The 12,149-nt window shown below is 71.6% G+C and carries 9 protein-coding genes; 4 read left to right on the top strand and 5 right to left on the bottom strand.

Annotation, left to right across the window (positions count from 1 at the left end):
- The first annotated feature begins 94 nt into the window (after positions 1-94).
- Positions 95-937 carry a polysaccharide deacetylase family protein gene (locus AB0E88_RS04745; protein ID WP_361623758.1) on the top strand — a complete coding sequence of 281 codons (843 nt, stop codon included), beginning with the start codon at positions 95-97 and terminating at the stop codon, positions 935-937.
- A gap of 17 nt (positions 938-954) precedes the next feature.
- On the opposite strand, the gene AB0E88_RS04740 is transcribed toward AB0E88_RS04745, so the two are convergent.
- Positions 955-1,530, bottom strand: coding sequence for an antibiotic biosynthesis monooxygenase (locus AB0E88_RS04740; protein WP_361623755.1), 576 nt, complete (start codon positions 1,528-1,530; stop codon positions 955-957).
- 143 nt (positions 1,531-1,673) lie between these two features.
- Here AB0E88_RS04740 and AB0E88_RS04735 point away from each other — a divergent pair, with 143 nt between their 5' ends.
- Together AB0E88_RS04735 and AB0E88_RS04730 are read left to right on the top strand one after the other, a co-directional pair.
- Positions 1,674-2,348, top strand: a complete 675-nt coding sequence (locus AB0E88_RS04735; protein ID WP_361623752.1) for a hypothetical protein — start codon at positions 1,674-1,676, stop codon at positions 2,346-2,348.
- A gap of 192 nt (positions 2,349-2,540) precedes the next feature.
- Positions 2,541-3,374: a PIG-L family deacetylase gene (locus AB0E88_RS04730; protein WP_361623749.1), complete on the top strand. Its 834-nt coding sequence runs from the start codon at positions 2,541-2,543 to the stop codon at positions 3,372-3,374.
- A gap of 221 nt (positions 3,375-3,595) precedes the next feature.
- Here the strand turns inward: AB0E88_RS04730 and AB0E88_RS04725 are convergent, their stop codons facing one another.
- On the bottom strand, positions 3,596-4,288 hold the full coding sequence (locus tag AB0E88_RS04725; RefSeq protein WP_361623746.1) for a TetR/AcrR family transcriptional regulator: 693 nt from the start codon (positions 4,286-4,288) through the stop codon (positions 3,596-3,598).
- A gap of 53 nt (positions 4,289-4,341) precedes the next feature.
- On the opposite strand from AB0E88_RS04725, the gene AB0E88_RS04720 reads away from it, so the two are divergent.
- Entirely contained in the window at positions 4,342-5,460 is a 1,119-nt protein-coding gene (locus tag AB0E88_RS04720; RefSeq protein WP_361623743.1) for an NAD(P)/FAD-dependent oxidoreductase, read from the top strand.
- Positions 5,461-5,717: 257 nt separating this feature from the next.
- Here AB0E88_RS04720 and AB0E88_RS04715 read toward each other — a convergent pair whose 3' ends face one another.
- The 3 genes from AB0E88_RS04715 to AB0E88_RS04705 form a co-directional block, all read right to left on the bottom strand.
- A complete protein-coding gene (locus AB0E88_RS04715; RefSeq protein WP_361623740.1) occupies positions 5,718-6,407 on the bottom strand; it encodes a hypothetical protein in 690 nt (229 codons plus the stop codon).
- 112 nt (positions 6,408-6,519) lie between these two features.
- Positions 6,520-10,977 (bottom strand): RICIN domain-containing protein, encoded by a 4,458-nt coding sequence (locus AB0E88_RS04710; RefSeq protein WP_361623737.1) that lies wholly within the window; start codon positions 10,975-10,977, stop codon positions 6,520-6,522.
- Between the two features lie 272 nt (positions 10,978-11,249).
- Positions 11,250-12,104 carry a SigB/SigF/SigG family RNA polymerase sigma factor gene (locus tag AB0E88_RS04705; protein WP_361623734.1) on the bottom strand — a complete coding sequence of 285 codons (855 nt, stop codon included), beginning with the start codon at positions 12,102-12,104 and terminating at the stop codon, positions 11,250-11,252.
- Positions 12,105-12,149 lie beyond the last annotated feature (45 nt).

Here is a 12,149-nt window from a genome sequence, read left to right as displayed (position 1 = left end):
CTGAGGCCAAGGCCCTGACCGGCATGGCGACCAGCGGCAGAGGCGCTGTCCGTCCAGGCTCAAGGGCGGTCGGCTGGCGACCGATGTCGGTGGTATGACAACGCGTCTCCTCGTCACCGCACGCCGTCTCGCGTCCCGCCGTCTGCTCTGGTCGGTCGCCGGACTGTTCGCCGTCCTGTGGCCGGTGGTTCCCATGCCCCAGGCCATGACGGCCGCAGCGGACACACCGCGCCCGGCAGCACCCGCGGATGAGATGGGCCTCCCCGCACTGTTCGGATCGGAGAACCGTGTGCTGGCCACGCGCGCACGCGTCGTCGCGGTGACCTTCAACGCGGCCTGGAACGACGCCGGTCTGGACCGCATCCTCGATGACCTCGCCCGCCGACGCACCCCTGCCACGTTCTTCCTGACCGGCGACTTCGCCGACAGGTACCCCGCTGCCGTGAAGAGGATCGCGGCTGCGGGCCACGGACTGGGCAACCACTCCTACAGCCACCCCTACTTCAAGGACCTGACCGCCGCCGGACGACGCCGTGAAGTCCGGGAAGCGGACCACGCCCTGCGCCGGGCCGGGGCAGGAGGCACCCTGACCCCGTTCTTCCGGTTCCCGTACAGCGAGACCAGCCCTGCCCACATCAGGGAGGTCAACGAGCTGGGATACGCGGACATCGAATTCACCACCGACACCAACGGGTGGATGGGCACCGAGGGCGGTATGACGGTGGACCGCGCGGTGAGCAGGGCGCTGGACGCCCTGCGTCCCGGGGCGATCCTGCAGATGCACGTCGGCGCGTCCGAGGGACGGACCGACGTGATCGACGCCCGGGCGCTGCCCCGGATCCTCGACGCGATCACCGCCCGTGGCTACCGCGTCATCGACCTCCGTACCCTCCTCGGCCCAGCGCCGCGTCCTCGAGCGCAGGTGGCAGGCGGGTGAGCGCCGCCCCGCCGGTGCTACGAGGTGAGCCAGCCGCGCAGAAGTCTGCTGACGGCCGGCATCGAGACGTACGTCATGAGGACGTTGAAGACGCAGGCCACGACCGCGCTGCTGACCAGGACAGGCAGGGAGGTCAGGTGCGGCACCAGGAAGAGGCTGCCGACGACCGAGATGGGATAGATGGCCAGGGTCGCGCTGATCGCCATCTTCCACCGCGGCGGTGCGGGCCGGGTCGAGCCGGGCTTGGCGAACCAGGTCTCCATGCCGGTCAGTTGCCGCCGGGCGATCTCGGTGTGGTGGTGCCCCTGGCAGTCGGCGAACCAGGCGGCCCGCTCGGGCGACTCCTGCCACGCCCGGCACGCGGCAGCGTCCCGGAACCGATGGACGAGGAACCAGGGTGCGTCGCCGCCGGAGGAGCGGAAGAGCCCGTACCCGAGGTGGCCGGGGAAGGTCGCCGCGGTGTCGAGGATGCCCTTCGCCCACCGCTCGAACGCGGCTTCGTGGCCGGGCTCCACCCGGCGGGCTATCAGCAGGGTCACCTCGCCGGTGTCGGCCGGGACGGTGGTGTGCTCAAGGCTGACGGCAGTCAACACAGACTCCTCGTGATCTCACCGCGCCCGTGCACACTGTACGCGTTGCTCGCCGCACCCTTCGAGGGTCGTGTCAGTGCCGGACCGTATCGTTGCGGTGTCACGCGATCACGTGATCACTCAGGAACGCACACACGGGGGAACACATGACCGTTCATCGGCCAGGACTGCCGGAGGATCTTCCGCCGGCCGATCAGCTGTGGGCGCGGTGGGCGCTGCTTGCCGCCCTTCAGGCGACCACGGAGTACGAGGAGCGTCCGCCGCGGCACCGGACCGGCCGGTGGATCGACGACAAGGGCCTCCACTGGGACGACTGCGGCTGCACCTGGTGGGTCATGGCCAAGGCAGGCGACGGCCGGTTCGTGCTCTACGGCGAGGACGAGGCGAGCGACGTCAAGTGGTACGAGCCGGCGATCGACGTGCTGGCGGGCGGCCCGCACTGGCTGCCCTACGACGAACTGCGGAACCGGCTCGAAGGACGCGAGATCGGCTGCGTCTACTGGTACGAGAACGGCGCCTGGGCCCGGGCCCCGTACCCGGACGACCTCGACGACGACGGTCTGGACTGCGGCATGAGCTGCTTCATCGACCGCGGTGAGGTGCTGGGCGAATTGACGGACCACCTGGATGACACGGTCGACGGGCCGAGCGCGGACAGCCTCCTGGCCGACGCGGAAGCGTACCGACTGGAGCCGAGCAGACTGCTGGAACAGTTGGCCGAGACCACCACCTACGACGACCCGATGGACCGGCCCGCCGTCGCCAGAGCGCTGGACCGCGCGGGTCTGACGGGGGAGCACGCGGCGACCGACGCGCTCTGACGCGCAGGAGACGGTGCCGCCCGAACGATCCCGCCGATGGGAAAAGCAAGCGGCCGCGCTGGGAACAGTCGGGGCGGCCGACACGGTTGTACCGACCGGGGAACGGCGCTGCACCAGGAGCCGGGCTCAACATGGCGGTACGCCCGCCGCGCACTCGGACCAAGACCCATTTTTCTGCAGGAGGACTGATTCATGGCTGACCGGCCCTTGACGCTGATGGCGGTACATGCCCACCCGGACGACGAGGCCACCGGAACCGGAGGGGTCCTCGCGCGGTATGCGGCGGAAGGCATCCGCACGGTCCTCGTGACCTGTACCGACGGCGGGTGCGGTGACGGACCCGGGGGTGTCAAGCCGGGCGCCCCCGGGCACGATCCGGCGGCCGTCGCCCTGATGCGCCGTCAGGAACTGGAGGCCAGCTGCGAGATCCTGAAGATCAGTGATCTGGAGATGCTGGACTACGCCGACTCCGGGATGATGGGCTGGCCCAGCAATGACGCCCCCGACTCCTTCTGGCAGACCCCCGTGGCGGACGGCGCGGCCCGACTCGCGGAGCTCATGCGGCACTATCGCCCCGATGTGGTCGTCACCTACGACGAGAACGGCTTCTACGGCCACCCCGACCACATTCAGGCCCACCGCATCACCATGGCGGCGCTGGAGATGACCGGGCTGCAACCGAAGGTGTACTGGACCACGATGCCCCGCTCGATGATGCAGCGGTTCGGTGAGGTCATGCGCGAGTTCGCCGAGGACATGCCGGAGCCGGATCCTGCCGAGGCCGCCGCGTTGGCCGAGATCGGCCTCCCCGACGACGAGATCACCACGTGGGTGGACACCACCGCGTTCAGCGGTCAGAAGTTCGACGCGCTGGCCGCGCACGCCAGCCAGGGCGAGAACATCTTCTTCCTCCGGATGGGCAAGGAGAGGTTCGGCGAGTTGATGGGCGTGGAGACCTTCGTGCGTGTCCAGGGCGGCACGGGCACGGCCACGCGCGAGGACGATCTCTTCGCCGGACTGCGCTGAGCCGGACCGCGCCGCGCCGGACTGCGCTGAGCCGGATCGCGCCGCGCCGGACTGCGCTGAACCGGACTGCGCTGATCGGCGCGGCCGGCTGGAAAGTTCTCGGCTGAAGACCGAGAACGGGGCATTCGGGATCAGTCCGCAGCCGCGGGGAGCAGCCAGGGGGCCATCCCCCGTGGATGAGGGGAGCAGCCGGCCCCGGCTGGTCCCCTCCGGCACAAGCGTCACGCCGGTGGCCTGCCGAGTCTGGCGGCCACGGCGTCGAGGACCCACTCCAGGCCGGTCGCGAAGGATTCCTCCGCGTCCACGTGCGTGCCGTCGTGCACGGCCTTGGCCAGCGCCGGGTAGCGGCCGGTGGCCAGCATTCTCGTCACATGCGGGCCGTGGGCTCGCTGCCAGTCCCGTTTGGACATGCCCGTGGCGCGCTCTGCCCGCAGGTTCGCGATCTCGCGCCTGATGGCGCCGATGAAGTAGGAGCTGACGGTCTCCACGGCGCGCATGACGGTGTCGACGTCGGCGAGACCGTCGAGGGCGGCCAGCGTGGCCTCGGTCACGGCAAGGCCGTTCGGGCCCAGCGACGGGCGTCCGCCGAGCAGGTCGGCCAGCCACGGGTGACGGAGAGCGGTCTGCCTGGTGCGGTGGGCGAGGACGCGCAGCGCCTCCCGCCAGTCGCCGGGCTGCTCCTCGGGGAGGATCTCGGCCTGGACCTCGTCCACCATGAGGTCGAACAGCTCCTCCTTGGTGGAGATGTATCGGTACAGCCGCATCGGGCCGGCGTCCAGGCGGGCGGCGACCTTGCGCAAGGACACCGCCTCCAGCCCGCCCTCGTCGGCCAGCGCGACGGCGGCGGCGACGATCCGCTCCCGGTCGAGCGGCACGGGTTGAGTCGGCGGCTCCGGCCGGTCCCACACAGTCATGGCCACATCGTACTGTTGTGATACAGCACATCGACCCAATACAGTGTATCGGCATGAGCTACCGCATCGCTGTGGTCGGGGGCGGCCCGGCCGGCCTCACCTTCGCCCGTGTCCTGCACCGCCATGGCCACCCTGTCGCGGTCCTCGAACGCGACCCCGCCCCCGACGCCCGCCCCCCGGGTGGCACGCTCGACCTTCAAGAAGGGATGGGCCAGCTCGCCCTGGAGAAGGCGGGGCTGCTGGAGGAATTCCGGGCACTGTCCCGTCCCGAGGGGCAGGCCCTGCGCATCCTGGCCACGGACGGGACCGTCCTGCGTGACTGGCGACCCGGCCCGGACGAGCGGGCCAACCCCGAGATCGACCGTGGTCAACTGCGTGACCTGCTCCTCGGCCCCCTCGACGTCGAGTGGGGGAGGGCCGTGACGCAGGTGGTGCCGGGGACCAGGGACGGCGTGCTGGTCCGGTTCGCGGACGGGCGACAGGAGACGTTCGATCTCGTGGTCGGCGCGGACGGCGCCTGGTCCCGAACCCGTCCGGCGGTCTCGCCGGTGACGCCGCACTACACGGGCGTCACCGCGGTCGAGACCTCTCTCGACGACGTCGACACCCGTCACCCCGACCTCGCCCGGCTGATCGGCGACGGTTCCCTGGCCGTCTACGGCGTGAACCGCGCGCTCGTCGCCCAGCGCAACAGCGGCGGTCACGTCAAGGTGTACGCCCAGTTCCGCGCGCCGCTGGACTGGCACACGGATCTGGACCTGGCCGATGCCGAGGCTGTCCGGTCGAGCCTGCTGGCCCTGTTCGACGGCTGGGCCGCTCCCGCCCTCGACCTCATCCGCCGCGGCACCGCCTTCGTCCACCGCCCCCTCCACGTCCTTCCCGTGTCCCACACCTGGCCCCACGTGCCCGGAGTGACGCTTCTGGGCGACGCCGCCCATCTCATGCCCCCCTTGGGGGCGGGCGCGAACCTCGCGATGCTGGAAGGCGCCGAACTCGCCGAGTCCATCGCCGCGGGACCTGAGGACCTGGACGAAGCGGTCCGCGCCTTCGAGGAACGGATGTGGGCCCGGGCCGGCAGGTGGGCGAAGATCACCACGGCCGGTCTGGAACGCCTGGTGAGCCCGGACCCGAGCGAAGCCCTCGCCCTCTTCGACCGAATCCGGTCATCCTGAGGGCCGGGGGCCGGGGGCCGGGGGCCGGGGGCCGGGGTCCGGGGTCCGGGGACCGGGGACCGGGGACCGAGGGCAGAGGGCTGAGCGCGAGAGCGGCGGCACCGGCAGCGACCACTGCGGAGCCGAAGCGCCGATCATCTGCTGGTTGACCATCGCGCCGCAGGGGACGGGGCCCGCCGTCCCGCCGCACGGAAAGGGCCCGTACTCGGGTGTGAGTACGGGCCCCGGACGCCGCGCCGTCCGCGCGGGCGGGCGGGTCAGCCGATTCCTCCGTAGGTGGCCGTTCGCCCGGGAGCGAGCTCGCCGGCCACGCGTCGGGCCAGTTGTTCGCCCTCGGCGTCCAGACGTTCGTAGGCGGCCTCGCGGGCCGCGTCGTCCCGGTCCCTCAGCCAGGTCTCCATCACCGAGTCGATGTCCTTCGCCCACCGGTACAGCTCTCGCACCAGGTCCTCGGACAAACCGAGCGCGGCGGCGGGGTCGTCGGGGGCGAAGTCGCCGAAGCCGTCGGCGCGCAGCGGGAACCACTTGTACTCGCCCTCGACCACGACGTGCCGTGGGTGCGGTGGCGTGCCGTGCGCGTCGGCGGTCCAGTGCAGCTGCCGGCAACCCCAGCACACGAACTTGGCCTGGCCGTGCTGCTCGTCCCAGAAACGCACCACCCAGTCGGGGCCGAGATGCCGCGCCAGATCCTGGGCGGCCTCCAGCCCCTGCTTGACGTGGCGGCGCAGAGCCGGCCGGTCGGGGAAGCCGCCCTCGGGACGTGCCCGGTCCCATCGGCTGAGCCGTTCGGTGAGGTCGTGCGGCAGGTTCAGACGGGGATCGTCCAGGGGGACCTCGTCGATGAAGTCGTCCGGGTCCGCGTGGGCACCGGCGTCCGCGGTCGACAGAGGTGACGGGCCGCCGTGGGCACGCACCATGAGGTGGCGCGGAGCGCTTTCTCGGGTCATGAGCTGTGGTTCTTCTCCTAGTCCTGCCGCAGCCGCCGGCCGCGGGGGCCTCCGGTCCCGGTCCGGGTCCGGGTCCGGGTCCGTGGGCTCCCCGCGGCCGGCGGCGGCTGGGTCACGCCGGGTTGGCCCCTACGATGAATCCGTTGTCACCCACGGTGATGGCCACCCTGTGGGTCGTTCCGTTGTACACGGTCTCGTAGATCGGCCGTCCCTGGTCGGCGCCCTGGTAGCCGACGATCTTCCCTTCCTCCAGGGCCTTGCTGAGCAACCGCGGGATGTCCTCGGCGGCGACACCTCGCTCGATGAACTCGCCCGCGTGCCGGAAGAGGATGTGCACCAGCCCGGCCCGGGTGTCACCGACCTCCAGCCATGCGACGGGCACGCCGGGGCGCGAGTAGCGCACCGCCATGACGACGTTGGCCCGGTTGAGGTTCGCGCCGCTCGCCTCCAGTTTCTTCACCAGGTCGAGGTCGAGGCTGTTCGCGGCCTTGGCGCGGTCCGCCATGCGCTCGGAGAGCCGGCGGGCCATACCGGCGAGGGTGTCCGGGTCGGCGATGTCCTTCGCGGAGGCCTTCTCGCCGATGAGCGCCTTGAGTTCGCCCAGCAGCTTCTCCGCGCCCCGCCCGGTCCTGATCGCGTCCTCGACGAGGCCGACGTACTTGAGCCCCGCGAGGACCTTCTCGCCGGGAATGAACGAGGCCGCGGCCCACGCGCACCCCGAGACCGTGCCACCGTCGTTCGACGGAGTCGCCTGGTGGTAGCACTCGACGAAGTCCTTCTTGAGGGCGTCCCAGATCGCACTCCAGATGATCTTCGTGAAGTCCCACGTGGTGTACGTCTGGGTGATCTCCCGCTTGAGGTCCTTGTAGGGCTGCGAACCGAGGAAGATCGTGTCCTGCTTCGGGCACCCGGACTCGGTGGCCGGCACATCCGGGTCGGCGCAGTAGTAGAAACTGACCACGGCGTTGAAGTGCATCTCGAAGGTCACCCGGCAACTGCTGTTGCCCATGCCGAGGACACAGTCGTTGAGCGGCTTGGGGTCACCGATCGGCTCGATGCTGTCGAACACGTAGAAGGTGTGGTCGTGACCGGTGCCGGCACCGGTCGACACCTGCTCGTTGGCCTTCTTGTTCGCGGCCTCGTCGGCCGCCTGCTGCGCGGACTCCGCGTACTTCTGCGCGTCCTTCGCCGCCTGTTCGGCCGCGGTGGCGTCGGCATCTGCGCGGTCGGCCGCCGCGCGGGCGTCCTTCGCGGCCGCTTCCGCCTCCGAGGCCGCCGTGTGGGCCGCCGCGGCGTCCAGGGCGGCCTGGTCGGCGGAGGAGCGCGCCTGGGTGGCGGAGCTCTCCGCGCGGCCCGCCGCCTGGTCGGCTGCCGTCGCGTCCTCGGTCGCCTGCTGGTCGTAGGTGGTGGCCCGGGCCAGGGACGCCTGCGCGTCCGCCGCGTACCCGGCGGCCTCGGCCGAGTAGCCGAGCGCGTCCTTGGCCGACGTGCGGGCGGTCGCCGCGAACCCGGCGGCCTCCGCCGCCAGCGTGTACGCGGCCTTCGCGTCGCCGGTCGCCGCGTTCGCCAGGCTCTGTGCCTGTGCGGCGTTCTTCTGGGCGTTGGCGGCGTGCGCCTGGGCGACCGCCTGCTGCTGCTCGGCGATCGTCTTCGACGACTGGCCCGCCAGCACGGCGAGACCCGCGGCCGAGTCGGTCGTGATGTACGGCGAGCCCAGTTGGACGGCGTCGTTGGCCGGGGCCGCCACCTGCAGGGCCGCGTTGCCGGCGTCCTCCGCCGCCTGCGCGGTCACATAGGCGTGCCCGGCCGCGTCGGCCGAACCCGCGACCGCCTTCGCCGCCTCGGCCTTGGAGGCGTCGGCCTGCGCCTTGGCGTCGGTGGCGTGCTTCTCCGCCTCGTCGGCGAGCTTGACCGCGGCGCGCGCCGCCGTGGCCGCGGTCTGGGACGCGGCGATGGCGTCCGCCGCCGCACTCGTCGCCGTCCGCACGGCGGCGTCCGCCCGCAGCTTGGCGGCCTGCGCCGCGTCCGCGTCCGAGCGGGCCCGCTTGGCGGCCGCCTCCGCGCGGGTGGCGGCGGCGTCCGCGTCGGCCGCCGCCTGCGAGGCGGCGTTCGCCTCGGCGCGCGCGGATCTCGCGGCGGCCTCGGCGTCGTCGGCGTGCCGGTCCGCCTCGTCGGCGGCCGCCCGGGAGTCCTTCGCGTCGGCGTCGGAGTCGTGGGCGGCGGCGTAGGCGTCCTTGGCGTCGGCCTGGGCACGGGCGGCGTGCGCCTTGTTCTCCGCGTCCCAGGCGTCGTCCATCTTGCCCTTGGCCCGGTCCCGGGCGGCCTCGGCGTCCTGCCGCTTGGTGCGGGCGGTGGACTCGGCCGCCTCGGCCTTGGTCTTGGCCTCGGTGGCCTGCGTGGCGTAACCCTGGGCGTTCTGCTTGTGCTGGGCGGCCTCGGCCTGCTTGGCGGCGGCCGTGTCCTTCTCCGCCTTCGCCGTGGCCTCCTCGGCCTCCGCCGCGAGCCGTTTGGCGTGCGCGTCGGCGGCCGCCGCCTTCGCGTCGGCCTCGGCCTTCTGCGTCTCGGCCAGCTTGGCCTTCGCGACATCGCGGGCGGCCTTGGCGTTCTGCGCCTGCACGGCGGCCGCGTCGGCGGCGGCCTTCGCCTGCGCGCGGGCCTCGTTGGCGGCGGCCGTACGGAACGCGGCCTTCGACTGGGCGGCCTGGGTCAGGGCGCGGGCGGCGACGGTGGCGCTGTCACCGGCGGCGGCGCGGGTCGCGGCGTACGCCGTGTCACCTGCCTTGGACAGCGCGTCCATCGCGGCGGCGGACGCCTTGGTGACCTGGGCCTTCTGCTGCCCGACGAGCAGACCGCGGCCGCGCGGGGCACCCGCCTTGTCGGCGACGGCGTACGCGGCCTGCATGGCGGTGTCCGTCGTGGTGGCGGCCGTCTTGGCGATCGCGGCCTGCGCCTTGATGACGTCGAGCTGCTTCTTCGCCTCGGCCTGGGCCTTGGCGATGTCCGCCGTCACCCGGTCGAACTGGGCCTTCTTCGGGTAGTCCAGATCGTCGGTGCCGTTGTGGCCGGACGGGACGATGTCGAACTTCTGCGGGTCCTTGCCGGTGCAGTCCCACATCCGGCCGTCCTGGCTGTTGTTGTACGTCGCCAGGTCCAGGCAGTTGGCGGTGCCGGGGTTGTAGAGCCGGGTGGTGCCGTGCGTGCCGTACTCCCACTTCTGGGCCGCGGAGCTGTTGCAGGTCCAGATCTGCACCGCGGTGCCGTTCGCGGTACCGCTGCTCTTGATGTCCAGGCACTTGCCCGAAGCCGGGTTCACCAGGGAGTCGCCCGAGATCTGCCACTTCTGGGCCGCGCCGCCGTTGCAGGTGTAGATCTGCACGGGCGTGCCGTTGTCCTTCTTGCCGCCGGCCACGTCCAGGCACTTGTCGGCCGCGCCGTGCGGGTGCACCACGAACGGGCTGTCGCCGATCCAACCGGGGCCGCCGGCCGACCAGTAGTCCTGCCAGCGGACCAGGTGGTCGGCGCGCCAGGACTGCCCGAGCATCTCGCCGAGCGCCTTGGAGCCGGCGGCGAGGGCCACGGTGGCGGTGCGGTTGGCGGTCAGGATCTGGTTGCGCTGGCCGGCCTGGGCCGCGATCTCCTGCTGCCACTCGGCGGACGCGGTGGCGACCTCCTTGCCGAGGACCTTGTCCGGGTCGACGGGGCCGCGCCAGGCGCAGGACGCGAAGCGGGACTTCAGGTCCTCGACGGCGATGCGGTACTCGGCGCTGCCCGGTTCGGGTGCGGTCCGCGGGAAGCCGCCGGAGGAGAGGAAGAGACGGGCGTTGTCCGCGCTGAGCGGCTCCATGCTCCAGTTGACCAGGCCGTCCCACGCCCGGCGCTCCTCGTAACCCTGATTCCACTCCGGTGTGCCGGGGGCAGGTTCGGTGCCGTACAGGGGCGTTCCGAGGTCCTTGACCGCCTTGACGGTGGCGTCGTCGGCCTTCGGGGTCAGATCACGGTAGAAGTCGCTCTCGCTCTTCCAGAACTGCTCCCAGATCCACTTGGACAGACCGGTCTGCCCGAAGAACGTCGGCCGGTCGTCGCCGCCCAGACCGGGCGGCCACTCGAAGTCGGTGACCGACTTGAAGCCGCCGGGTGTGGGCAGGCCCGAGATCTCGAAGTCGCGGATGTGCTCGTAGGTGGCCGTGCCCTCCTTGTCGGCGGCGGCCCGGTCCTGCTCGAACGCCACGTCGAGCGGCGTGTGGTCCCAGTACTGCCGGTTCGCCGCGGTGTGCAGCTTGTCCGGCGGCTGGTTGAGCCCGTCCTGCGCGACGGTGGACATGGCCGGGCCGCCCATCCGCAGTGCCTCGCCCAGCAGACACTGGTCCTGCCGCAGTTGCTCGGCGGCCTGGGCGTCGAACCCGTCGTAGCTGTCGGCGACGGGTACGAGGTGGTCGTGGTCGTAGCGGCTCAGCAGATCCGGCTGGACGGCGAGACCCCCGAGCAGGGCCACGGCGACGCCGGTGGTGAGCAGAGCGGTGAGCGGCCCGGATCGCCACCGGGCATGCGTGAGAAGCCGATGTCTCGGCATGGACAAGTCCTCCCCGTGGCGACGGTGTTCCCCCGGTCGCCGGTCGACGCGCCCGCTGACGAAGTGGTCGGCTCCGTCCGGCGCGGCGATCACCTTAGGCACGGGTGACGGGCGAGGAGAAGGCTTTGTGACTTACTTGTGAGGAAACTTTGAAAGCCGAGGGTGACCTGCACGAGCCGGTGCTCCGGCAACACCGCGTGGCCCCGATCACCGGCGTGGCGCGGAGCCGCGGCAACGTCGCCGAGAGCTCTGCGGGGTGCGGGACCGTGCGGTCAGCGCGAACCGGAACGGGTCCGCCGGCGGCCCAGCGCCTGTTCGCGGACGCGGGCGCAGCTGCGGCTGATCAAACGCGATACATGCATCTGGGAGATGCCCAGTCGGTCGGCGATGCTGCTCTGCGTCATGTCCTCGAAGAACCGCATGTACAGAATGGCCCGCTCACGTTCGGGCAGCAGGCGCAGTCCCTCCTTGACGGCCTCCCGGTCGAGGACGACGTCGTAGGACGCCTCCGTCGTACCGAGTGTGTCCGCGAGGCTGTGGCCGTCGTCCTCCGTGGTCAGTTCGGCGTCCAGGGACAGCGTCTTGAAGCTGTCCAGCGCCTCCAGGCCCGCCGACACCTCCTCCTCGGTGAGCCCCGTGTGGGCCGCTATGTCACCGACGGTGGGTTCGTGGCCGCCGGGCAGCTGAGAGAGCTCGCGGCGGGCCAGGCGCACCCGGTTGCGCAGCTCCTGCACCCGGCGCGGCACCCGCAAGGCCCACATCCGGTCGCGGAAGTGCCGCTTGATCTCACCCGTGATGGTGGGCACGGCATAGCTCTCGAACGCCCCTCGGGACGGGTCGTACCGGTCGACGGCCTTCACCAGTCCGAGCGCGGCGACCTGCCGCAGGTCGTCCACGGACTCACCGCGGTCACGGAAACGGGTGGCGATCCGGTGAGCCATCGGAAGCCACATCTCGACGAGTTCGTCGCGCAGGGCGTGGCGGGCGGGCCCGTCCTCCAGTTCCGCCAGCCGGGCGAAGAGCGCCGCGGTGTCGGGAGCGTCGTCGTGGGTGTGGCGGCGGCTGCCTGAGGGGGCGGCGTGGGTGGTGGGCGTGTCAGGACGGCGGGTGGACATCTCGGTCGGCATGCGTTCGCTCCCCGAACGATCTGGGGGTCGGCCCGGACGTCGTGT

Source organism: Streptomyces sp. NPDC028635, from assembly GCF_040637635.1.
In the GTDB taxonomy this organism is placed as follows: domain Bacteria; phylum Actinomycetota; class Actinomycetes; order Streptomycetales; family Streptomycetaceae; genus Streptomyces.
Note: the sequence above shows the minus strand (reverse complement) of the source record. Positions and strands in the feature narration are given on the sequence as shown.